Source organism: Beijerinckia indica subsp. indica ATCC 9039 (genome assembly GCF_000019845.1).
Lineage (GTDB): Bacteria > Pseudomonadota > Alphaproteobacteria > Rhizobiales > Beijerinckiaceae > Beijerinckia > Beijerinckia indica.
This window is the reverse complement of record NC_010581.1, coordinates 2,642,486-2,665,526: the sequence shown is the minus strand read 5'-3', so window position 1 is coordinate 2,665,526 and position 23,041 is coordinate 2,642,486. Positions and strand designations below refer to the sequence as shown.

Below are 23,041 nucleotides of genomic sequence, written 5' to 3'. Positions count from 1 at the left end.
CAAAAATAAATAAAATCAAATTTATAAACGAGATTGGCTCGTGTCTCTCTCGATATTTTTCTGCCAATTTTTTGCCGTTGTGCGGCCAGAAAGTGCCCCGTAAAGCTATATCGTTATAGATATTGCTTGTTCGATCGGACGTCCGTCACTTCGGGAATCTTCCGCGCGATCGCGCAAGCTTTTGCGGGGAGTTTGGTCTCTTGAATCGGAAATCCGTTGTTAACGCGCGATCCAGTTTGCGGACACTGCTCCCTGATGCGCAATCTGTTTCCTTTCTTTTATCGGCTTCGATCCTTGCTTTAACGTGTGAGATGACGTGGGCGCAGGAAATGACGCAGCAGACGTTGACCGTGACCGATGCGCAGCCTGCGGGTAAAGCGAAGAAGAAACAAGATCAAGCAAAGCCCGATGACAAGATGCAATTGCCACAGGTGCTCGTCGAAAGCCGCAATGTTATCCCGATCGGCGAGCAGCCGGATGCCGAAGGCATACACAATTATGTTGTGACGCGGACAACGACGGGCAGCAAGGCAAAGCTGCCGAACTCCTTCGTGCCGCAGACGGTCGCAACGGTGTCGCGTAAGCTGATGGATGATCAGGCGGTGCGTACCATCAACGAGGCTTTGACCAATGTCGCCGGCGTCAATAATGCTACACCGGGCTATTTTCCGCTCGACCAATATTACGTTGCCACCATTCGCGGCTTTCCAAACAGCATGGTCCTGCGCGATGGACTGTGGGATCCTGCACCTTTCGGCAATCAGGCGGTGGTAAGCGTTGATCGGGTGGAGGTTTTGAAAGGTCCTTCCGCCTTGATGTATGGCGCTTTTATCGGCGGTATCGGCGGTGTCATCAATGTCATCAGCAAAAAGCCTTTGCCTTATTTTGCCGGTCAAATTGGCACCGAAATCGACAATTTCGGCTCGCATGTCTTGAAAGGCGACGTCTCGACACCTTTGACGGCCGACGGCAATTGGTTGGCGCGCACCAGCTTCCTTATTGGCGGCTATGATGCGTTCTATCAGACGTCACAATATACCAAGGCCGCTGTCTCGGAAATCATTCAGGGGCGTCTCTCGGCTCAGGACGCTATTACTGCTGGCTACGAATATCGCTGGCAAAGATCTAAACCCTATAGTGGCATTCCCTATCAAGCGGCGATGGGGAAAAGTCCCAATCAATATTTGAGTTCTCTTGGTTGGTTCGGCCGAGATCTGAACGTCAATGATCCAAGAGGCTTTTGGACCTTTGTGAGTCAGAATGTCCGCTTCGCCTATGAACATGAATTCAATCAGGACTGGAGCTTCAAATCTTCGAGCCAATATACAAAAACGGCGCGCGATCAGACAGCTATCACTGCCACTGCTGGCTTCAGCCCAGTGGGTTCGCCATTATACACACAGAATTTTCAGCAGATCAAAATGGGGCCTGTCTACTCTATAGATACGGATCAGACATTGACCGGTCATTTTGATACGCTCGGCATCAAGCACGATCTCGTCGCTGGAGCACGGTTCGCCGATTCTTGGTACAAAATGGATATGCGACGTCCGACACCAAATCCATTCGGGACGGGGGCAAATGCGATTACATTCACCAATCCCTATGATCCCAATTGGGGCGTGCCCTTCGGCAATCTACAGCAATATATGTATGGCTTTTCGGCGCAATCACAGTTCAATGAATATATCAATGATATCATTTCATTTACTGACCGCTTGCGGTTGTCGACGGGGTTGAACTATGTGCAATATAATTCCTATAGCCGATCGGGCATGAATCCGAATCCAGCCATGCAAGGGAGTACGCTCTATCACAAGAATGGCATCGGCTGGCGTGTTGGCTTGATGTACGATATTCTTCCGGAACTGACTGGTTATGCATCCTATGCGACAACCTTCCAACCGCAACCGTCGAATGTGACGACAGACGGCCATATTCAGAATTTCGATCCACTTTATGGCGATCAAAAGGAAGTCGGTCTGAAATATAATGTCACCGATTTCGCGACTGCTGGCGTTGCTCTTTATGACATTATTCTATCGAATGTGACGGCAGCCGATCCCGACCCCCTCAATGCGCAAAATGGCTACAAGGTTCAGACTGGCAAGCAACGTAGTACCGGCGGTGAAGTCGAGACGACTCTGCATCCCCTGCCGGGTTGGGATATGCTCGCTTCCTATTCGCATATCAATGCACGGATCGTGCAGGATGGCACCTATCAAATTGGTTCGCCGGTTCCCAATGTGCCCAAGGATTATTTCCGTTTTTGGACCACTTATGAGTTTCAGGATGGACCGGCCCAGGGCTTTACCATCGGCGGTGGCCTGACGACATCGGCCGGCCGGACCACCAATCTCATTAGCCAGGCGAGTCCCAATCTCGTCGCTTATCTCGGTGGCTACACGACCTTTGACCTCATGGCCGCCTATCGTTTTGGCCCGGCGAAAGTCAGCGTCAATATCAAGAATCTGTTCAACACACGCTATTGGGCAGGCACCGCGAGCAGCTATAATTATCTTTATCCTGGTCAGCCGCTGACCGTGATCGCTAGGCTCTCTGTGGATTTCTGACACATGCTTTTGTTCATGCGCCTATGCCTCGTCTTTTGTCTTGGGACATTGATTTCGTCTCTTTCCCCTCTGGATCAGGCGCAAGCGCGTGAGATCACGGATATGGCCGGGCGCCAGGTGAGCGTGCCCGATCACATCAAGAAGGTCTATTCACTCTCGCATCCCGTCAGCTTTCTGCTCTATGCTTTCGCGCCAGAACGCCTGGTCGGCCTCAATTTTCCGATTCGCGAGCAGGATAAGCCTTTCCTCCCCAAGGCATTGATCGACCTTCCCGTCTTCGGTGCCGTCATGGGGCATGGCGCCGCCATGAATCCGGAAGAGATTTTGGGATTGCATCCCGACGTGCTTCTCGTCTGGCTCGACCGTTTTAGCGATAATGACAAGATCATTCAGCAATACGGCAAGGTCGGCTTGCCGATCGTTTTCGTCAAGGCGGATGGTATTGAGGATTATCCTGAAACCCTGCGGTTTCTCGGTCAGATCATGGATAAGAAGGAGCGGGCGGAACAGCTTGCCTCCTATATCGAGGATGTCTTGAAACGGGTTGAAATCGCTGTTGCCAAGGTGCCCGAGGGTGGAAAGCGGCGTGTCTATTATGCCGAATCGCGCGATGGACTCGCGACTGATTGCGATCGTTCCTTTCACACAATCGCCATACGTCTGGCTGGTGGCGATAACATCCATCATTGTGAACAATCGACTCATGGCGGCATGGAGGCAATCGGCATTGAGGACATTATCGCCAGAAAACCGGAACTCATTATCGCGCAATCACGCGATTTTGCGCTAGGGGCGCCGACCAATCCTGTCTGGCGGGAGGTGGAAGCGGTGCGTGAGGGACGCGTTTACATTGTTCCGCGCATTCCCTTCAACTGGATTGACCGGCCTCCGAGTTTCATGCAGGGGCTCGGCATCCAATGGCTTGCCAACCTCTTTTATCCCGATCTTTATCCTTTTGATATCAAGGCCGAGACGAAAAATTTCTATCGCCTGTTTCTGAATGTCGATCTGAATGATGCGGATCTTACACAGATTCTGCAATGAAGTATCATTGGGCAACAAAATATTGTAATGTTATTCTTAACACTCTTGTCTGGGGGTGCAGGCGTTATCGTGATTATCAAGCCAGGCCGGGGTGTATGGCGGGCTAACGTCGGCGGTCGATATTTTTCAAGATGACCGCTTTTTGGGGTTTAGTCAGATCGAGGGGTAATCTCCTATGGATTTTAGGAAATATTTGGCTGAATTAATCGGCACTTTTTGGTTGACCTTTGGTGGCTGCGGCGCCGCGGTCGTTTCAGCGGCTTTTCCGCATGTCGGTATCGGCCTGCTTGGCGTCGCTTTCGCCTTTGGTTTGACCGTTCTCACCATGGCTTTTGCAGTCGGACATATTTCCGGCGGGCATTTCAATCCAGCGGTTACTTTCGGCCTGACGGCTGGCGGACGCTTCCCAGCCAGCCAGGTCATTCCTTATGTCATCGCGCAGGTGCTTGGCGCTATTGCGGCTTCGGCGCTTCTCTATTTCATCGCGAGTGGTGCGCCTGGTTTTGACCTTGCCGGCGGCTTTGCTGCCAATGGTTATGACGCGCATTCGCCGGGGCATTACAATCTGGTCTCGGCTTTTACCGCTGAAACCGTGCTCACCGCCGTCTTCCTCTTCGTTATCATGGGATCGACGCATCCAGATGCGGGGACGGGGTTCGCTCCGATCGCCATTGGCCTCTGCCTGACGCTGATCCATTTGATCAGTATTCCGATCACCAATACGTCGGTCAATCCGGCGCGCAGCACCGGCCCGGCCCTCATCGTCGGCGGATGGGCTTTGGAACAGCTCTGGCTGTTTTGGGCGGCGCCTCTGATCGGCGGCATTGTCGGTGCCATTCTCTATCGCATCGTTCGCCCAGCGCCGACGATCCGCATCTGAGATCTTGTGCGTTTACGCGCTATAAGTATCGCACTTTCATTCGTGCCCATGTGAGATGCGATAAGCCTTTATAATCACATGAAGCTGACCCTAAAGGGGCTTTCTCTTCGGGGTTGATATTGTAAGAAACACAAAGGGGGGATCGGCGTAAGCCGATCCCCCCTTTGTGTTTCAGAAATGCGAACCTATTAAATCAATTGAGCCGCTTGGGGGAGGGGGGCCGCTCTTCCGTAGCCTGTTGAACCATTGCGGCGATAGGGCTCGCCTGATGGTGGATCATCCGCCAGACGCCGTCGATGCGGCGAAACCAATTCGTGGTTGCAAGCGGCATATCGCCCGCCAGTTCAACGCAGCAGACCCGGCCTTCGTTACCGGAAATGAGTGCAATTTCATCCCGTGCGACGATCGGTTCCTGGGCCGGATTGCGCAGAATATTGCGATAGGAATCGAGCACGGCGGGACGGCCGATCAGGACCGGCCAGCCTGGATGGACACAGGAAATATCCTCGGGCGCCCATAAAGCGCTCATTTTCGCAAAGTCTCCGGAGGAGAAGGCGGCGTAATAGAGCGCATTCGCTGCAAGGATCTCATCCATAGGGATCTGGCTCTCAAGGAGTAGAAGGAAAGGCGCAAGCGACAGGCAGGGCGTGAGGGAGCGTCACCATGAAGCGATCTTCATGCCGTGGAGTAGCTTGCGCGGAATAGCTTGATGGTGTGGTGCAAATCATGGACATGCTGCTCGTGGATCGGACAGGACTTGATCGGATCAATTCTACACAAAATCAAGGCTTTCTCGAGCTTATGTCAGGGTGAATACCATAAGTCGTTCGGAGAAAAGTTTCATATCTTTTGTGCATCGCTGCGATGCACAAAAACGGGGATGTAAAAACAGCTGACAGCCCCTATCTTCCTCTCAGTCAGTCAAGGCCGCCACGAGCTGAACGGCCAATTCACTGATCCACCGGATCCGACTCCCATAACGGTCGGTGGAACGCGGCCATGAAGGTCCTCCCACGGCTTTACATGGCGAGAGGAGTTTTTCCCATGACAAAAACTGGCGTTGGCGCTTTGCTCATCCTTGCCGCTTTGACCGGCAATAGCCTCGCGACTGAAAGCTATGACCCGGCGCGGTCTTTCCGTGAAAGGGTTGGAGGGGAACGGATGGAATATCAGCGCGTGTCCCCCGCGCAGGATTATATCGAGCGTTTCTCGGGCGTTTCGGTTCCTCCTGGTCATTCGGTGATGCACCAGACGCAGGTTAACCAGGCCGATATTGATCGGGCGCAACCGCGCATGTTCAAGAATCTCGATAATCCGCGTCGCCATCAGCGTGATTACTACGCGAAGGTACGCTCGGAATAAGATTTCCCTAGGATCTCTTTGGAGGGGAGCCTATTCCGAAAGCGTGTGTTTTCCGAATAGGCTCTTCTCATGCAAAGCCCCCCGCCCGATGTCTCGGACGGGGGGCTTTGCATGAGAAGATGGCTCTGACGCTGTGGGCAGCTCGAGTGTGCTGGCTTCCCATGATCGCTACCAGCGCGTCGTCTGACGCTGCGAGCGCTTCAACCTGAGACCTATAAGCGCGGCACCACCGATTCTGATTGCTCCGGTGGTGCCTGCTATGAAATCAGCATGGTTTGGGTTGGGTGCTGGAGGCCCTTTATGCGTTCAGGAGATTCCGCCTGAACTCATCATTGCTTTACCTATAACCCGTCCGTTTTCAGGCCGAAGCTTTAATTCGTCGCCCGCGTCCAAAGGTTGGCGACTTTCTCCGTGAGGTTCCAGGGGAAAGGCTTATGGGCTTCTTCCTCGCCCTTATGTTGGATGTAGACTGTCGCTGTGCGGCCAGAGACGAGCTTCAGCCCTTCCGGTAATTCCTTGATGGAGATACGGACCGGCACACGTTGGGCGAGGCGCACCCAGTTGAAGGTCGGATTAATATTGGCCAGGAGCGTTTCACTGCCGCCGCGTTCACGATCCTCGATACCGGTGACGATGCTTTCGACTTCGCCGCGGATCGGCTTCGTTTCACCCATGACATAGATCAAGGCTTCGTCGCCCACGCTGATGCGAGGCAGTTTCGTTTCCTCGAAATAGGCCATGATATAGAAACTGTCGCTGTCGACGAGGGCGGCCACGCCCTTGCCGGCATTGACGTAGACGCCAGGCTGCATTTCGAAATTGGCCATATAGCCGTTGACCCTGGCGCGAACCTCCGAGCGTTCGAGATCGAGCTTGGCCTTGTCGAGATTGGCGACCGCCAGCTTATAGGCGCCGAGCGCCTGATTGCGGGCCGTGAAAATCTCTTCCCGTTTTTGGTCGGAGACGGCACGCGAGGTCAGTTGCGTGTAGCGGGCCTGATCACGCTCGGCCTGATCGAGGGTTGCCTTGGCGGTCATGACATTCGCGGCGGCCTGTTCCACAGCGATCTGGAAACGAACCTGATCGACGATGAAAATGACATCGCCCTTTTTCACACGTTCATTGTCCTCGACCTCGATCTTGCTGACGAGACCGGAGACGTCAGGGGCAACCTGGACGACATCGGCGCGGATACGTGCATCACGCGTCCATGGCGCATCCATGTAATAATCCCAGACGTGAAAACCGCCGAAGAGAGCGAGCACAACCGCGACAAGCGTAACGAGAATGCGCCCGAACGATTCGAAGAAGCGCGCCATAGTGGTCAAAGTCCTTTTACAATCTGGCTGAGACCGCCAAGTGTGATGAAGAAAAGAGAGACATCGAACAAGGCGCGGTACCAGACGAACCGATAAAACCCGAGCCAGTTCAAAAGACGAATGGCAAGATGGCTGATGATGTAGGCGATGGCCGCCAGCACCAGCAGTTGCGGCGCGTAGACGCCATAGAAATCAAATTCTCCCGGCAGTTTCATACGGCTTGTTTCCATGTCAGCGCGGGGGTGGTCGTCGCGTGGGGAGCCGGCGTCGTCGGCGGAGTCGATGCGAGCGCCGGGTTGGGCAAATGCAGTTCCGGCATGGGCTGCGACGGGAAGAGAATGCGCCTGATGCCATACAAGGCGATCAAGGCTTCGTCACGACGATCGGAAAGGGGGCAGGCGAAGACCTCGTGAAGACTGGCATCGAGATCGTTGAGCAGGTGATCGAAATCCGTTTGCGGAGCCGCGCCGTTCAAGGAATGCGCTTTATGCACGAACAAGGTGGCGATGTCCTCGCGCATGGCGGCAAGGCGCCGGCCGGCTGCGGGCGGCAACAAAGGTTCGAGCCGCCGCAGTTCGAGGACATCCATGCCGAGCGCGGTCTCCTGCGTCGGTGCGATCCATTCCGGAATGGCGTTGCCATAGGCGTTGAGCCTGCGGGCGAGCAGACCCAGACGGTCCATCATGCGATAAGCAAAGAGAGGTTCGTTGGCGATCCAGCGATTATGCGAAACGGCGGCGATTTCGGTCCAGCCGGCGGCGAGCAGTCTTTGCGCAGTCTTTTCCACCGAGAAGATGCGGATGAGGCTGACCACAGCGGGCGTAATCGTAAAGGCCAGCAGCATGGCCGCTGCGCTATTGGCGAATTCGGCGAGATCGGCCTGATAACGGCTCTGGGGACTGACCAGAATGCCGGTCAGAAGACCGGACAAAACGCCGAAGACCGAAACGCGCGGAATGCTGACGAGCGCGCCAAACAGCATCAGGAAGGGGAAAAAACACAAAGCCAGCAGGGGGAAACCGTCGATCTGCGGCATCAGGCCAAAGAGAATGATGAAGGCGGCGATCGTCGAGGCGATCGTGGCTCGGGCGAAGGTCAAAATCGCCGAGGTCGGATTCTCGCCGAGAGCACCGATGGAAGCGCCGAGCGCCGCCATTTGCGCTGCAACGCTACCGCCCGGCCATGTTGTCGCTATGGCGAAAACGCTGCAGATGATGACCGAGAAAAATGCGCCGAGGGCCGAACGGAAGGCCGCTCCGTGATCCCGGTGCAGCGGATAGGCATTGGAGCCGCGCAAAGACCCCATTCCATGGCCGGAACGGGCATTCATCCACAAAGTGATGCTCGCCAGAAAATGGTCGAGGAAGCGATGCAGCCGCGCCAGCAGATTTTTCCGGACAAGACCGTTGAGATCCTTGATCGGCCCTTCCTGGGCCTGCAGGCGAGTGATGTCCGTATAGAGCTTGCGCATCGCTTCGCTCTGTTCCCGCATCGTACCATGCATGGCTTCATGCGTCCGCTCACGGATGGCGAGGAGATCGGCTTGCGCCGGCTCGTTATTCGTCTCGCCTTTTTCGGTGACAGAGGTGAAGGCTTGGCCGAGGCTGAACAACAACGGTAATTGCAGCACGATGCGATGATGCAGGATCCGAATGTAATGGCGCAGCGTGTGATATTCGGATTGCTCATAATAGAGATGGGTCACCTGACCGTAGGAATCAGCGACCTCGCGGGCGAGCTTGCTCCGTTCACGTTTGAGGTCCTGACCATCGACGGGACCTTCGAGCGAATGGGCCGCGAGGTCGTTCAACATGAGGAACCAATTGTCGATCCTCTTGGCGAGGAGGGGACCGATATGGCGCGCGAACAGGAGTCCGTTGACCATCGTACCGCAGACGATGCCGATGACGATTTCCTCACAGCGCGCGACGGTCACATCGAAGATGTGAACGGGGGCGTCAATGGATGAGAAGCCGATGATCGACGCGGTATAACCCGCCAGCATGAAGACATAGCTGCGCGGCGTCCGGTCCAGCAGGGAAATATAAAGACAGAGTCCGCACCAGCCGGCGAGCACAACGATCAGCAATTCGGGCGCGGACTGGAGCGTGGGGACGCTGATCAGGGCGACGGCGGCGCCGAGCAGAGTGCCGAGCACGCGGAAGAAGGATTTCGAGACGACCTGGCCCGCGAGAGGCTGCGAGACCAGATAGACCGTGCCCATGGCCCAGGCGGGACGCGGCAGGTCGAACGCGAAGGCGACGTAAAGCGCGAGCATGGCGGCCAGAAATGTTTTCAGCGAAAACAGCCAATCGGCGCCCTTGAGTTCCTCAAATAATGATGGGGACGTCATGTTCTTGCTCGTCTCTCGGCTCGTCTTTTGGCTTGTACTCTTCAGCGCTTGCCCGCGATGATTCCGAAATCAGGCCTCTAGCTCTTCCTTGGCCAGAAGCGCGCTCAAATCCATATCCAAGGCTTCAAGAACCCGCGTGGCAATGTCGAGTTCATCGGGGTCGACATTACCGAGCAGGGTCTGGCGTACCTTCTTGACGACACGTTCGATATGTTCCGCCTTTTCATGCCCGGCCTCGGTCAGGTCGATGAGCTTTGCGCGGCGATCGCGCGCATCCTCGCGACGCGTCACCAATTTATCACCTTCCAGCATGTCGATGAGACGGACGAGGGAGGGACCTTCGACGCCCAGTTCATCGGCAAGAACGCCCTGTCGCATGCCGCCGCTCCTGAGCAGAATGATGAGGGGCAAAGCGGTCGATTGTGACAGACCTTCCGCATAGAGCACTTGATCGAGAACGCGGCGCCAGTTGCGGCCGACACGAATGACCAATTGGCCGAACAAAGCGACGGAAGGGAGGGAGCGAAATGTGGCCATGGCGATTAGATAGTATCCTAATTAAAAGGCGTCAATATATTCTCTTCCTAACTTTAGGAACTTTTCGAGCCCCATTGGGTTTCATAAAAAGGCGATAAGGTTTTGAAAAATTTTCGTTATTTCATAGGACCGCGAAGCCGCCGCCGACAGCCGATGAGGCCAGCGCGCGCCAAATCATCGCTTCGCGCGGGCCTCGCTTGTTAAAAAGCGCCGTGATGAGCAATTATTTATATTCTGAGCGATTATCTACTCTGTGCGGCTTGGACTAAGCTCCGCCGATACGGAAAAGAATGAGGCTATTTCACGAGATCGTCTTAATTTTCTCTTTCCGGAACTGTAATACCAACGGTCATAATCAATGACCGTTGGACCGCTCTCGAATTTTTGCCATCGCTTTGAAGAAGCGAAAATTCAAGAAAGGAACCAAAGGTCGTTCTTCACGACCTTTGGTGTAATCATGAGAAAGTTAAAGCTTTTGCTTGGTTTCACGCCACTTAGGTTGAAACTCTCGGGCGGGAAGGGTAATCGATTTCGCAGGCTCTCGTGACGATCGCGGGATTTCCGCTCGGTCCGGGATGGCGATGTCACGATCAACGCCCATGGACCAAGCTGGCGGGGAGAGCCATGGCCATGGCGGGATCGGGCCATGCGCCACATTGACCTTTCAACCCAAGGATATTCATGACCGATTTTTTTCGCGAGGTGGATGAGGATGTCCGCCGTGAGCGCATCCTTCAGTTCCTTGGCCGGTTTCGTTTTCTGATCGGCGGTGTCATCCTGCTCATTCTCGCGGGGGCCGTCGGGTGGCGCATCACGGTCAGCCATCGCCTGGCGGAGGCCGAGGCGATGGGCGCGCGTTATCAGGCGGCGATTGATTTGGCGCAACAGGGTGAAGGCGCGCAAGCCTTGGCCGCGCTCAAAACTCTAAGCGAGGAGGCGCCGCAAGGCTATGCCACGCTCGCCCGTTTGCGGGCCATTGATGAGACAGTGGCGTCTGATCCCGTCGCGGCTGCGGGCGCCTATGCCGCTCTGGCCGAGGATTCGCGTTATCCCGCCATTTTCCGTGATCTTGCCCATCTGCGCGCCTTGTATCTACAGGTCGATCAGCTCGACCCGAAAGTGTTCGAGGACAAGGCGGCGGCTCTGGCGAAAAGCGATTTCGCCTTTCGCAATTCGGCGCGCGAGCTTCTGGCGCTCGCCGCCTTGAAACGCAAGGATTTCGATGCGGCCGGCCATTGGCTCGATGAAATCGTGGTCGATCCGGCGGCGCCTGCTTCCATGCGCCAAAGAGCCGAGGCTTTTCTGGGTCTCGTCCAGGCCGGCAAACCCGCCTACAAGCCCGCGCCCGCTCCCAAACCCGAGAGCAAACCGGAAACCAAGGAGCAAACCCCGTCGGGAGCTGTTCCCGCGCCTGAAAAAACCTCGACGGAGACTGGCAAGCCATAATGCTGACCATTGCCATTATCGGCCGTCCCAATGTCGGCAAGTCCACGCTGTTTAACCGCCTTGTCGGCAAGAAACTGGCGCTCGTCGATGATCGGCCAGGGGTCACGCGCGACCGCCGCGAGGGGGATGCCAAACTTGGCGATCTGACCTTCAAGATCATCGATACGGCCGGATTGGAGGAAGGGCATGAGGAGACCCTCTCCGGGCGCATGCGGGCGCAGACCGAGGCGGCGATCGAACAGGCCGATGGCATTTTCTTCTTGTTCGACGCGCGCGTGGGCCTGACGCCTGAAGATCGTTTCTTCGCGCAGCTCGTGCGCCGTGCCGGTAAGCCCCTGGTGCTTATCGCCAATAAGGCGGAGGGCCGGGTCGGCACAGCGGGCGCGATCGAGGGGTTTGACCTCGGCCTTGGCGATCCCGTCCCGCTCTCGGCGGAGCATGGCGAAGGGCTCGCCGATCTCTATGAGGCCTTGCGCGAAAACTGGCCCGAGGAGACAGAGGCGCCGGATGAGGCGGGCCCGGCCGAAGAGCGTCTGACACTTGGCGAGGATGAAGACGGGTCCGAACTCGATCTGACCAAGCCTTTGCGCATTGCCGTGGTCGGGCGGCCGAATGCGGGCAAATCGACTTTGCTCAACCGCCTGCTTGGCGAGGAGCGCCTGCTTACGGGGCCGGAAGCGGGCCTGACACGCGATTCGATTGGTCTCGATCTCGAATGGCGTGGCCGCAAGATGAAGATTTTCGATACGGCGGGCCTGCGCCGCCGTGCCAAGATCGAGGACAAGCTGGAAAAGCTCGCCGCCGCCGATGCCCTGCGCGCCGTGCGCTTCGCCGAAGTGGTGGTGGTGCTTCTCGATGCCACCATTCCTTTTGAGAAACAGGATCTGACCATTGCCGATCTCGTCGAGCGCGAGGGCAGGGCCTTGGTCATCGCCCTCAACAAATGGGATCTAATCGGCGCTGATGACGCCGAAAGGGCGGCGCGGCTTACGCTTTTGCGCGAGGAAGCCGGGCGGCTCCTGCCGCAGGTCAAGGGCACGCCGGTCGTTCCGGTTTCCGCGACGACCGCCGAGGGGCTCGACAGGCTGATGGCGGCGATCGACAAGGTGCATGTCATCTGGAACAAGAGAATTGCGACGGCGCGGCTCAATCGCTGGCTTGAGGGCGCTCTGGAACAGACGCCGCCACCTGCCGTTTCCGGCCGCCGGATCAAGATCCGCTACATGACCCAATTGCGCGCCCGTCCGCCCTATTTCCTGCTGTTTGGCAATCAGCTCGACGCCTTGCCCACGAGCTATGAGCGTTTTCTCGTTAATGGCTTGCGCCAGGCCTTTGACTTGCCGGGCGTGCCGATTCGCTTGTCGAAAAAGACCACCGACAATCCCTATGCGTCACGCAAGGCGCGCAAGTGAACGGGCAAGTGCAAGTGAACGGGCAAGTCAATGTGCGCCTGAGCGGGCTTTCATCCGGCTCGCCAGTTGCTTGCGTTGAGCCTATTCTCGACATTGCGGTTGGAAGAAACGGCCATGCCTTATTATCTCTACGAAGTGCCCGTTCTTAAATATAGCGAGGAGCGCAATTGGCCGACCGAGGCCGAGGCTCTGTCGGCGATCAAACATGTCGCGCGCCGTTGCGTTGCGGACGGCGCCGCCAAGGATCAAAAGCTGATCCTTAAGGAGAAATCCTCTGGCGAGATCCTTTACGAAGGAGCTTTGAGCGAAGCCTCGAAACCGCTGCCGCCCAAAGCCTCATAAATCCTTTAACCCTTTTCAGACGGGGGAGAGCGCGAGCTTGTCCGATCCAGATGCAGGTCTGTCCCCCTTGCGCCGCCTGCTGCTTTGGCTGGCGCAAGGCTTGGTGCTGTTCTATCTCTTGCTCGACGCGGTGGTGGCGCCGTTGTTTCGGCCCATCGCGGATTGGTTCGCCAGGCTCGCCCTGGTGCTGCGATTGGAACGGCTGATCGCCGATCTCTCCCCTTATATGATTCTCTTTTTGCTGGCCGTGCCCTTCGGCCTCGCCGAGCCTGCCAAGATTTACGGCCTCTACCTCATCGGCGCGGGTCATGTGCTGTCAGGCATTGTGACGCTGGTGGGCGCTTATCTCGTCAGCTTCGTCGTGGTCGAGCGGATCTATCATGCGGGCGAGGTCAAGCTACGGTATATCCGCTGGTTCGCTTTCGTGATGGATTGGCTGATCCATTATCGCGACCGTTTGCGCGCCTTTGTGCAATCGACGAGGATTTGGGCCTATTTCCAGGAAATCAAACGGGAGATCCGTGGCTGGATCGCGGACTTTCGCCTCAGCCGCGATTGAGGGCGTGTGTATTCGCGGTGTTGACGATAACGGCGCGACGAGTTGGTTCGTCGATAAGGGGCTGTTGTCTCTGCAAGCCAACTTTCGGGAGACACTCTTTAGATCGGCTGATTCTGGCTCGGGGAGGACAGTTTAAAAGCCCGAAGCTGACCTTAGCATCTTGAAGGTCAGCTGTGGCCCGAAGGAGACAGCCCACTTCGGACCTTTGAAGCGCCAACGGGATATTAGAGCCTGAGTATCAGCGGCAGCTATCGGCGAAGCGAAAATGGGGTTACCAACTGCGACGATTATAGGCCGCCATAGCGAAGCTCACGACAAGTCTGAAGTTGCCTTTCATCGCCATGGTCGGCGACTGCAGCAGCCAAGCAGCATTAGTTTTAAGCGGTCGCAGCCGCGAGCATGGCCTCGAGGCGCGAGCGCCGTGGGCCCGCCGCCGAAAGGTTGACCGCTGCACTCAGATCCTCCAGGGCACTCGCCTCGCCGAGTGCTCGGCGGATCTCATAGCGGAGTTCCAGGAACTCGTCATGTCGGCTGCTACACCTGTCGTCCGCCAGCGCACGGTTAATCCAGGTCAGCGCGGTGGGTGCGTCATCCTGCGCGAGACGTGCCCTTGCCATTAGCCGTTGGATCCAACAGCTCGAAGCGAAGTGCTGGTGCGCTCCAAGCAAGACTTCTGCCTCGGCGTGCCGCCCCATGTCGAGCAACAGTTCCGCATGCCGTTGAATGTGGAAATCATGCGGTTGTACCTCTGCCTCGAAGAAGGATAAGGCGAGCTTCTGGTTCTCCGCCACGCCGGCGCCCGACGCTCGCGATGCCTCCAACAGAATATCTCCAAAAGCGAAGCGCGACTCGTCGTCGTCGACGCGTTCCGCACTCAGAGCTGGGATCGCCTTCAGCACTCGCTCCAAGACCTCCGGCGCCTCCTGGGACCACCAACGCGCCACCGCCGCTAAGGTTTTGTACGCCTGATCGTAGCCTGCGTTCGCATAACTGACGATTGTCTGTTCAATGAAGTCCTGCTTTGATAGAAGGAGCTCCGCCCGAACCGAGGCGTCCCGCCACGGAAGGTCTTGAATCACTGCTAGCAATACTGAAGGGGCAACGTCGCCGGTGTCTTCCGCCGCCGTCAGGACCTCTTTACCGAGTTCCGCAGCTGCCGCGCACTTGTTGGCCGACTTGTAGAGGCGGATCAGTTGTAGGCGCGTGGCGTCTAGCGGAGAAGGCCCGGCAATCACCGTTTCGAACTCGCGTTGGGCATCCGCATCGCGGTGCAGCCGGCGATAGACCTTGCCGCGATGGTGATGAATTTCGGCCGTTTGGCGAGGGCTCAAGCTTGGCAGTTGGGCCAAGCTGTCAAACATAGGCAGAATGTTGTCAAGGAATGCGGTCGTCGCTGCCTCTCCCTCAATTTTCACGCGGAGGAAGAGTTGTTCGACGGTCTCGATGAGCAGGCGAAACTCCACGTGGGCGATCGGGAGCTTTGCAGCCGCGAACGCTGACGCTTTGGCCGCCGGATCTCCCAATGGAATGGGGTCGATCTCCTCCGGCGTCCAGGCCATCAGCAACGCGAGTAGGAAGGCTGGGCGTCCATCACCGGCAGCGATGAGGGCCTCCAGCCGTTTCCGAAGGCTTCCGGCCGCAGCCCGCAGGCTCAAGTCATTAGCTTCGGACGCTGCTACCAGATAGGCCTCGAGCTTGTCGTTGAGTTGATTGCGCTCGACCGGCGTCCACCAGTCGAGGCTCGAGAGGCTGGAAAACACTACGTCATGCAGACGGACCACGGCGTCGCGGTCGGCGGCAGTCAGCGCGTGGGTGCGCAGGTTGCGAATGCCGGCCGGTTTTACCGCAAACCGCAGGAATCCTTCGTCACACTCAGGCTGACCTGCCCACTCGAAGACAGCGAGGGGGGCCTGCAGGAGATCTCGCCGCCGAAGCAAAAGACGATCCGCCAGCCGCTGCTTAGGGTCGGCAAGCTGGCCCACGGCGGAGCAATCTTCTTGGATGTCGCACCAGGGAGCGCCGTCGCGGACCGCGCCATTCATCAGGGCAAGACTGAGCGGATGCCCGCCGACTGTGGCCCAGATCGTGTCAAAGACATTCTGTGGACAAGAGGCTGGAACATCGGCGTCGAGGATAGCGCGTGCTTCCGCCGCCGACATCGACGGCATCGCGTACACGTCGGGCCGCAGTTCCCGCGTCGTGACCAGAACGTGAGTTCCAGGCCCGCAAAGCGCCGCCAGCGCTGAAGCTTCGAGCGGGTTTTTGGGGTCGTCGATCACCAACAAGCAGCGTCGGGTACGCATAAGGCTGGCGATGTTGCGCTTTTCTCGCCCGCGCATCAAAGGGGCTGCTCGCAGATCATCCACACGGCTGATCTCATCGCCATCGAACCAGATCAAGAGGTCGTAGTCCATGCGATGATCGGCGCCGTAGGCAGCCACCGTGTCCGATTTTCCGCTGCCTGCGATGCCGCCGAGGATGACACACGTCTCGGTCGTAAGGCGACAATGGATCTGGGCGGATACCGTGGGACGCCGCCGGTGCCGTGGATCGGGCGCGGGAAACAGGCGGTCCCGCGCGGCTTCTTCCCAAATCTCGGTTAGCACGGGCAGGTAGGCCGACAGCGCCTCGACAGCCGAGTCATTGAACGTGATTTTGTCGACAAGCTGCTCAGCAATGCGTTCGGCGCCCCAGATCCGGAGCGAGCGCTCTTTCATCCCGGGCCCCGCCATCGCCACTTGGAGGAATTTCTCTACGATCTGGGGGTGACTCGGCTGCGCAGCGATCAGGAGCACCAGCCTTACGTTCGGACGATGAGACAAGGCGTGGGCGATGTCCTTTTGGGCCTTGGGCATCCCTTTCGTGAAGTAGTCGTTCTCAGCGGAATATTCCGCCACGATTGCGCCATCGGCGGCACTGCTATCCAGTACGCGGCTGACCGGAAAACCGAGTACGTTCAACCCGCTGTGCTCGAGCGGTGTGGAAAGCAAATGGTCCAAGAATAGCTCCCCGAAACGCTCGAACTCAGGGCCGATCATGCCGATGGGCTCGATAAGGCGTTGGATCAGGAGCTTTCGTGTCTGTGGGTTCATAGCTGAGTGATTTTGGAGTCTCTGGCCACTATAACAAAGATCGCGTCGGGCTGCGGTGATCCTTCGCGATCGCGGACGCGGCTGCTGCTCTTCCGGACTCAAGTGAATAGCTGATCTGTTCCCCGACAGGTAGGCTATTTCTATAGCAGCCACCCTTTCCTCGAGAGGCGCGATGCAGACATTCCCAACGTCAGTTAGGGCCACGCAACGTAGATAGTTCTTTTCTGTCCATCGCCAATGGTCGCGCCGACGGAGCGTCGCTGACAGCCATGTCCGCCTTTGAAAGCAGAATTATTTCGGCTGAACGGCAGACATGGTGGCCGGCCGCATGGATCAAAATGACGTTTGGCATCTATCTGTTTGCACGATCCAACCCGTTGAAAATTCGGGAGCGCACCGATCAAGCAAAACTCACTATTTTTGGACCTCGTGGGCATAAAGATTTACTTTGTGGCCTTAATCGCAATTTTGGCGCTATCACCACGTCAATGCGTATGGATTCGAAGATTTCCACCTCGCAAGGTCATCATATCTGTTACAGCTCAAAAATCCGACAGCATTCCAAAGGGTGGTGAAGGCCGGTCGCATCACATCGATAACATCGACGTTAAAATCATCGATGTAAATTTCAGGCACGGAGACAATCTCACGGGATAGGGGACGGCTGTCGTGACACCCCACGCCAGACGCATCAGCATATCGATAAACGACACGAGTGGCGTTACAGAGAGACAGGAAAATATAGACGGGAAGGCCCAGATCATAAGCTCTTAGCACATCAAGGTATAGCCGTACCCGAGACATGATGAGATTTGTTAGGTCTCTGGTAATAAAACATGAATTTACGTTGTCGTCGCTTCTTAACTCGCCGACGCCCTCTATAGCTCCATTTCGAAAAAATTGCGCATAAGCTAGGCGAGCTCCCGGCGGGCCTACGGAATAGCTCAAATATCCGTCCAAATTCACCGCGTAATTGGACGAGAAACCCACCTCATCGAGCGGACACGGGACATGACCTCCCTTAGCAAGTTGAGAGACAATATCAGCCATTCGGCCATCGGCAAAAGAGGGAAGGGGAATGACATGAAGAACCACCTTCCCAAGCGGACCGAGAGGAGTCGGCGTCTCTCCGACGGTGATCTTAACGAGTCGGTCTGCCTGGAACGATCGGATGCGCTCCAACACGTGAGGCGCATCGGTAAAGAGATGGCGTAACTGCTCGACATTTGGTTCGTACTTCTTTGTCCCGGCTCGCGCGTAAAATCGGTTGCTATTTTGCGCGATAACCCGGTGAGGCGGGACAAAGCTGCGTGGCACCCGCACTATGATGGCATGTCCACCGGCAACGGGGACCGAACGAATGCGCAAATTGGTAAGACGGGGCTCGATACCGGAAAGTGCGATGCTTTCGAGGCGTCGGACTTCAGCGTCGATGTCGCCGGTTAAGGGCTTTACCGCAGTAGGTAACCCGCCGGCTTCGTCGATGCCGATAACAATGTCGCCCCCTATGGTGTTCGCGAAGGATGACACGTCGGCCAGAAATTCGCGCTTGTCTCCCTCTGAATTTCCGTAGGTATCCCGCTTATAGTCGATCGTAGGGGACTCCGGGACACAAGTCGAAATGAGATTGTTGAGGTCTGCTTCTGTTACTTTATCCAAAAAAATATCGAGCAAAGACATGTTCGTCGCCCCGTCAATCGGATTGTCACAGCAATAGAGCGCGTTGCGCATCATGATCCTTGGCTACCTAAGAGGATTTCATTTTCCGGACCATGCAACAATGCCTCATGCGGGAACCTCGTTCGATGGCCCCAACTGGCGTATTCTGTTGAAAAACTCAGTTCGGCCCTTCACCGAGGATGTATACACCCAATTAGCAAATTTCTGTTTGAGAGAAATCAATAACTTAAAATATTGTCCAGCCATACATCTTCACGAGAATACGCTGGGAAAAACAGCTTGCAGAGTTTTATCAAAAAATAGACGCTTGCCCCCCTTTTGCAAGAGATTGAATAACCATCTCAAGCGCATCCGAATTCTGCATAAATTCACCTCACCACGATGAGTTCGTAAACCGGGCGATCGTGACGAGGATAGGCGATAGACATCGAAAAATATCTCGCTGGAAAGAGCGATCCCATACATTACAAAGCCGTTGCTGATGATCTATCAGCAGCGGCTTGAGAATGCTTTCCCTGACTGGTCCGAAACAATCGTGAGAACACATTGATCTGTATCCTCTCAGCGAGAATACAGATCAAAAGCCTCTTACGCCGGCCCTTGAAAGCTCAAAATTCGATCTTGCGGGAAGTCATAGAGCTTGCCGGTTTCGGTCCATTCCGGGCTGCAGAGCGTCAAAACTTTGGGGCTCAAATCTTCCGGCGTCCGCAGCGTCAGCGGATCTTCACCCGGCATGGCCTTGGCGCGCATGGCGGTCCGCAGGGGGCCGGGATTGACCAGCATGACCCTGACCGGGGACACATTGACGGTCTCGGCCGCATAGGTCCGCGCCAAAGCGTCGAGGGCTGCTTTGGAAGTGGCATAGGGACCCCAATAGGGCTTGAAATCGGCGCGATGCCCGACCCCTGAGGTAATGAAAACGGCGCGGCCGGCATCGGAGGCGCGCAGCAGGGGATCGAGCGAGCGGATGAGCCGCCAATTGGCGGTGACATTGACCGCGAGCACATCCTCCCATTGTTTCGGATCAACATGGGCGAGGGGGCTCACAGGGCCGAGCAGGCCGGCATTGCCGATGAAAATATCGAGCTTGCCCCAGCGCGAAAAAATCGCATGGCCGAGCCGGTCGAGCGCCTCGAAATCCTTGAGATCGCAGGGCACCAGTGTCGCCTCGCTGCCGGCATCGCGGATCTCGTCGTCGAGTTCCTCCAGCGCGCCTTGCGTGCGGGCGAGCGCGATGACATGGGCGCCGGCGCGGGCGAGATCGAGGGCCAGGGCGTGGCCGATACCGCGCGAGGCGCCGGTGACGAGAGCGATACTGCCGGCAAGGAGTTTGGACATGGGAAACCATCGATCAAAATAAAACGGAGGAATCATCCGAGATGATTCCTCCGTAATTTATCGTTCCTGGCCGGAGAGCGAAATCAGCAGATCGGCGGATTTAGCTGGCCTCTGCAAGCAGCGAGAGCTGGTTTTTCGCCTCGCCCATGACATCGGTAAGGGCGGTCGGATAATCGCCGGTGAAACAATGATCGGTGAATTGCGGGCGCAAGGGATCGCGGCCGTTCTCGCCCATGGCGCGATAGATGCCATCGACCGAGAGAAAGGCCAGGGAATCCGAGCCGATATAGGCGCGCATTTCCTCCAGCGAATGGGTGGCGGCGAGCAGTTTTTCGCGTTCCGGCGTGTCGATGCCGTAATAATCGGGATAGGAGATCGGCGGCGAGGAAATGCGGAAATGCACCTCGCGCGCCCCAGCGTCGCGCATCATCTGCACGATCTTGACCGAGGTTGTGCCGCGCACGATCGAATCATCGAGCAGAACAATGCGCTTGCCCTCGACCACCGAGCGATTGACGCTGTGCTTGAGGCGCACGCCGAGTTCACGCACCGTTTGGGTCGGCTGAATGAAGGTGCGCCCGACATAATGATTGCGGATAATGCCGAGTTCGAACGGAATGCCCGATTGCTGCGCGAAGCCGAGTGCGGCTGGCACGCCGGAATCAGGAACCGGCACGACGACATCGGCGTCGACCATGCTTTCCCGAGCCAGTTCCGCGCCCATCGCCTTGCGCACAGCATAGACGGAACGGCCCTGGACGATCGAATCCGGCCGCGCGAAATAGATATATTCAAAGATGCAGGGGCGCATGGGACGCTGCGGGAAAGGCCGCAGGCTTTCGATCCCCTTTTCGGAAATAATGACGACCTCGCCATTCTCGACATCGCGGACGAAACGGGCGCCGATAATGTCGAGAGCGCAGGTTTCTGAAGCGAGAATATAATGGCCGTCGAGTTGGCCGATGACGAGCGGCCTGATGCCGAGCGGATCGCGAGCTCCGATCAGTTTTTTGTTGGAGATGGCGACCAGCGCATAGGCGCCTTCGATCGTGCCTAACGCCTCGATGAAACGCTGGACCAGACGCGGCTTGCGGCTGCGCGCGACGAGATGCAGGATGACTTCCGTATCAGAAGTAGATTGATAGATGGCGCCTTCCCGTACAAGGTCGCGGCGCAAGGTGAGACCATTGGTCAGATTGCCGTTATGGGCGACGGCGAAGCCGCCGGAACTGAGTTCCGCGAAGAGCGGTTGCACATTGCGCAGGATTGTCTCGCCGGTTGTCGAATAGCGCACATGGCCTATGGCCACAGAGCCTGGCAAGCGTTCGATGGTCGAGGCGGAGGAGAAATGATCGCCAACGAGGCCGAGCCGCCGCTCGGAATGGAAGCGTGTCCCCTCGAAAGTGACGATACCGGCCGCTTCCTGCCCGCGATGCTGCAGGGCATGCAAGCCGAGCGCGGTAATGGCCGCGGCATCGGGATGACCGAAAATGCCGAATACGCCGCATTCCTCACGCAGCCGATCGGCGTCGAGATCGAAGGCGCCTGGGTCGGAGGCGGAATAAGAGGGATCGAGGTCCGACGGCAAATCGCTCACTTCATCCATGGAACCGGCTCCACAAAGTTTTGTGGGGGAAAAGACGCGTCATCGTTTCCAGGCCCGCGTGATCAGGGCCTTGTCGCCGATCGACACGGACTTGGGGGTGCGAAGAATTTTCGTCATGAGGGAAGTCTTGCTTCATCTCACCGCTCGAACAGAAAAACGGACTTTTCAGTCCGTCTGTTGCACGCCGAAGCAAAGGCTAGGCCGCCCTTGCGTCATACTCCTGACATTCTGCGATTTTAAGCTTATTCTGACGCATTGGATGGGGTCCAAATGCTGAAAAGCATGGTGCGGGTGAAACCCGTAACATGCTTTGCCAAAATCAACTCAATTTTATTTACGGGTCCGAATTTTTGACTGTTGGTCGCTCCAACGGTCATCCCTGTGCCATGGTCTTATACCAACGGTCATAATGAATGACCGTTGGACCACTCTTGAATTTTCGCTCTCGCTTTGAAAAAGCGAAAATTCAAGAAAGGAACCAAAGGTCGTTCTTTACGACCTTTGGTCTTATCGAACGGTCGCCCTAAATGTAGGGACATTTTACGGTCCTGAAATAGCTTATTTCAGGCTTATTTGCGCGGACCCTTTCGGCTCATTCCACACTCACTTTAGCGTGATGCCTGAAATGAGACGGCTCGCCCCTCGTTGCTTCGGATTTTCCGCCACCGCACATCAAACCAAAAAGGGGAGCCCCTTTTTGGTTTGATGTGTCTTAATCAAAAAAGCTTCAGCATATCAATCTCCAAAATAGTCGTGTTTGGAGATTGATGCGCTCTTTCTTTGAGAAAGATCAAAGATTTTTGCTAGGACTCTGGCCGCTGGGAGCATTGTCGGGCTCCGCTTCCTCGGGCGCGGTCTTTGGTTTCTTCAAGCGGGCGAGAAGGCCTTCCGGATCATCTGGCAGGACGTTGAGCAATTCAGCGCCGGTGCTTTTCAAGAGCGGGCGCATACGCGCCGTTTTCACCCATTCCGGCTGATTCTGTTCCGGCACCAGCCAGTTGAAGAAAACGAAGGCGATGACGCAGAGCAGCAGGCCGCGCAAGGCGCCGAAGACGAACCCAAGCGACCGATCAAGCGCGCCGACCTTCGAATCGAGAATGACATCGGACAATTGGATAGTAATGATCGAAACGATGATCAGTGTCGCGAAGAAGACAATGGCGGCTGAAGCGCCCTCTGCAAGTATATCCTTGGCGATATAGGGTTTGATATAAGGCAAGACCAAAGGATAGAAATAAATGGCCGCGAGTGCCGCCGCGCCCCAGGAGGCAATGGCCAGGACCTCGCGGGTAAAACCGCGCAACATGGCGAGAATGGCCGAAATCAGAACGACGACGATCAGCCCCAGATCGAGATAGGATGGCATGGTTTCGAAATCTCTCGTGTGAAGCTGTCATGCCTTGGGGCTGCACCCATGGGGACAGCCTGCGGCATGGACGGGCGCCTACCGTGTTTCTTATAGAGAAGCGTTAAGCTTTCGTCACCTTGGTTGAAATTT

At 56.5% G+C, this 23,041-nt stretch carries 18 protein-coding genes; 8 read left to right on the top strand and 10 right to left on the bottom strand.

Features of this window, described 5'->3' with window-relative positions:
• Positions 1–329 precede the first annotated feature (329 nt).
• From BIND_RS11765 to aqpZ, 3 genes are all read left to right on the top strand, one after another.
• Entirely contained in the window at positions 330–2,573 is a 2,244-nt protein-coding gene (locus tag BIND_RS11765; protein ID WP_041778062.1) for a TonB-dependent siderophore receptor, read from the top strand.
• Positions 2,574–2,576: 3 nt separating this feature from the next.
• The gene (locus tag BIND_RS11760) at positions 2,577–3,617 is read left to right on the top strand and encodes an ABC transporter substrate-binding protein (protein ID WP_012385292.1); all 1,041 of its coding nucleotides are present in this window, start codon (positions 2,577–2,579) and stop codon (positions 3,615–3,617) included.
• Positions 3,618–3,792: 175 nt separating this feature from the next.
• Entirely contained in the window at positions 3,793–4,497 is a 705-nt protein-coding gene (aqpZ, locus tag BIND_RS11755) for an aquaporin Z (protein WP_012385291.1), read from the top strand.
• 193 nt (positions 4,498–4,690) lie between these two features.
• Here the strand turns inward: aqpZ and BIND_RS11750 are convergent, their stop codons facing one another.
• Positions 4,691–5,092 (bottom strand): nuclear transport factor 2 family protein, encoded by a 402-nt coding sequence (locus BIND_RS11750; RefSeq protein ID WP_012385290.1) that lies wholly within the window; start codon positions 5,090–5,092, stop codon positions 4,691–4,693.
• A 449-nt stretch (positions 5,093–5,541) separates the two neighbouring features.
• Here BIND_RS11750 and BIND_RS11745 point away from each other — a divergent pair, with 449 nt between their 5' ends.
• Positions 5,542–5,859: a hypothetical protein gene (locus BIND_RS11745; protein ID WP_012385289.1), complete on the top strand. Its 318-nt coding sequence runs from the start codon at positions 5,542–5,544 to the stop codon at positions 5,857–5,859.
• A 371-nt stretch (positions 5,860–6,230) separates the two neighbouring features.
• Here BIND_RS11745 and BIND_RS11740 read toward each other — a convergent pair whose 3' ends face one another.
• The 4 genes from BIND_RS11740 to BIND_RS11725 form a co-directional block, all read right to left on the bottom strand.
• Positions 6,231–7,178: an efflux RND transporter periplasmic adaptor subunit gene (locus BIND_RS11740; RefSeq protein WP_012385288.1), complete on the bottom strand. Its 948-nt coding sequence runs from the start codon at positions 7,176–7,178 to the stop codon at positions 6,231–6,233.
• A 5-nt stretch (positions 7,179–7,183) separates the two neighbouring features.
• Positions 7,184–7,393, bottom strand: coding sequence for a DUF1656 domain-containing protein (locus BIND_RS11735; protein ID WP_012385287.1), 210 nt, complete (start codon positions 7,391–7,393; stop codon positions 7,184–7,186).
• Positions 7,390–9,531 (bottom strand): FUSC family protein, encoded by a 2,142-nt coding sequence (locus BIND_RS11730; RefSeq protein WP_012385286.1) that lies wholly within the window; start codon positions 9,529–9,531, stop codon positions 7,390–7,392. The genes BIND_RS11735 and BIND_RS11730 overlap by 4 nt, the downstream gene beginning before the upstream one ends.
• Positions 9,532–9,600: 69 nt before the next feature.
• Positions 9,601–10,068: a MarR family winged helix-turn-helix transcriptional regulator gene (locus BIND_RS11725; protein WP_012385285.1), complete on the bottom strand. Its 468-nt coding sequence runs from the start codon at positions 10,066–10,068 to the stop codon at positions 9,601–9,603.
• A gap of 681 nt (positions 10,069–10,749) precedes the next feature.
• Between BIND_RS11725 and BIND_RS11720 the strand changes: the two genes are divergently transcribed.
• The 4 genes from BIND_RS11720 to BIND_RS11705 all read left to right on the top strand — a co-directional run bounded on the left by BIND_RS11720 (position 10,750) and on the right by BIND_RS11705 (position 13,827).
• Positions 10,750–11,514 carry a tetratricopeptide repeat protein gene (locus tag BIND_RS11720; RefSeq protein WP_012385284.1) on the top strand — a complete coding sequence of 255 codons (765 nt, stop codon included), beginning with the start codon at positions 10,750–10,752 and terminating at the stop codon, positions 11,512–11,514.
• A complete protein-coding gene (der, locus tag BIND_RS11715) occupies positions 11,514–12,926 on the top strand; it encodes a ribosome biogenesis GTPase Der (protein WP_012385283.1) in 1,413 nt (470 codons plus the stop codon). Before BIND_RS11720 ends, der begins: the two co-directional genes overlap by 1 nt.
• 114 nt (positions 12,927–13,040) lie before the next feature.
• Complete coding sequence (locus tag BIND_RS11710; protein WP_012385282.1) at positions 13,041–13,268, top strand: hypothetical protein; 228 nt, start codon at positions 13,041–13,043, stop codon at positions 13,266–13,268.
• Between the two features lie 37 nt (positions 13,269–13,305).
• Positions 13,306–13,827, top strand: coding sequence for a hypothetical protein (locus BIND_RS11705; protein ID WP_012385281.1), 522 nt, complete (start codon positions 13,306–13,308; stop codon positions 13,825–13,827).
• Positions 13,828–14,204: 377 nt separating this feature from the next.
• On the opposite strand, the gene BIND_RS11700 is transcribed toward BIND_RS11705, so the two are convergent.
• The 5 genes from BIND_RS11700 to BIND_RS11680 form a co-directional block, all read right to left on the bottom strand.
• On the bottom strand, positions 14,205–16,826 hold the full coding sequence (locus BIND_RS11700; RefSeq protein WP_148210623.1) for a tetratricopeptide repeat protein: 2,622 nt from the start codon (positions 16,824–16,826) through the stop codon (positions 14,205–14,207).
• Positions 16,827–17,396: 570 nt separating this feature from the next.
• Entirely contained in the window at positions 17,397–18,653 is a 1,257-nt protein-coding gene (locus BIND_RS11695; RefSeq protein ID WP_041778061.1) for an AlbA family DNA-binding domain-containing protein, read from the bottom strand.
• 534 nt (positions 18,654–19,187) lie between these two features.
• A complete protein-coding gene (locus BIND_RS11690) occupies positions 19,188–19,937 on the bottom strand; it encodes an SDR family NAD(P)-dependent oxidoreductase (protein ID WP_041778752.1) in 750 nt (249 codons plus the stop codon).
• Positions 19,938–20,037: 100 nt separating this feature from the next.
• Positions 20,038–21,543, bottom strand: coding sequence for an amidophosphoribosyltransferase (purF, locus tag BIND_RS11685; protein ID WP_012385277.1), 1,506 nt, complete (start codon positions 21,541–21,543; stop codon positions 20,038–20,040).
• 790 nt (positions 21,544–22,333) lie between these two features.
• A complete protein-coding gene (locus BIND_RS11680; RefSeq protein WP_012385276.1) occupies positions 22,334–22,909 on the bottom strand; it encodes a CvpA family protein in 576 nt (191 codons plus the stop codon).
• Positions 22,910–23,041 lie beyond the last annotated feature (132 nt).

Coding starts and splice junctions, on each gene's coding strand:
- BIND_RS11760 (WP_012385292.1), top strand. CDS start 2,577: ATGCTTTTGTTCATGCGCCTATGCCTCGTCTTTTGTCTTGGGACATTG.
- purF (WP_012385277.1), bottom strand. CDS start 21,543: ATGGATGAAGTGAGCGATTTGCCGTCGGACCTCGATCCCTCTTATTCC.
- der (WP_012385283.1), top strand. CDS start 11,514: ATGCTGACCATTGCCATTATCGGCCGTCCCAATGTCGGCAAGTCCACG.
- BIND_RS11680 (WP_012385276.1), bottom strand. CDS start 22,909: ATGCCATCCTATCTCGATCTGGGGCTGATCGTCGTCGTTCTGATTTCG.
- BIND_RS11690 (WP_041778752.1), bottom strand. CDS start 19,937: ATGTCCAAACTCCTTGCCGGCAGTATCGCTCTCGTCACCGGCGCCTCG.
- BIND_RS11765 (WP_041778062.1), top strand. CDS start 330: ATGACGCAGCAGACGTTGACCGTGACCGATGCGCAGCCTGCGGGTAAA.
- BIND_RS11740 (WP_012385288.1), bottom strand. CDS start 7,178: ATGGCGCGCTTCTTCGAATCGTTCGGGCGCATTCTCGTTACGCTTGTC.
- aqpZ (WP_012385291.1), top strand. CDS start 3,793: ATGGATTTTAGGAAATATTTGGCTGAATTAATCGGCACTTTTTGGTTG.
- BIND_RS11695 (WP_041778061.1), bottom strand. CDS start 18,653: ATGATGCGCAACGCGCTCTATTGCTGTGACAATCCGATTGACGGGGCG.
- BIND_RS11710 (WP_012385282.1), top strand. CDS start 13,041: ATGCCTTATTATCTCTACGAAGTGCCCGTTCTTAAATATAGCGAGGAG.
- BIND_RS11745 (WP_012385289.1), top strand. CDS start 5,542: ATGACAAAAACTGGCGTTGGCGCTTTGCTCATCCTTGCCGCTTTGACC.
- BIND_RS11725 (WP_012385285.1), bottom strand. CDS start 10,068: ATGGCCACATTTCGCTCCCTCCCTTCCGTCGCTTTGTTCGGCCAATTG.
- BIND_RS11720 (WP_012385284.1), top strand. CDS start 10,750: ATGACCGATTTTTTTCGCGAGGTGGATGAGGATGTCCGCCGTGAGCGC.
- BIND_RS11730 (WP_012385286.1), bottom strand. CDS start 9,531: ATGACGTCCCCATCATTATTTGAGGAACTCAAGGGCGCCGATTGGCTG.
- BIND_RS11735 (WP_012385287.1), bottom strand. CDS start 7,393: ATGAAACTGCCGGGAGAATTTGATTTCTATGGCGTCTACGCGCCGCAA.
- BIND_RS11750 (WP_012385290.1), bottom strand. CDS start 5,092: ATGGATGAGATCCTTGCAGCGAATGCGCTCTATTACGCCGCCTTCTCC.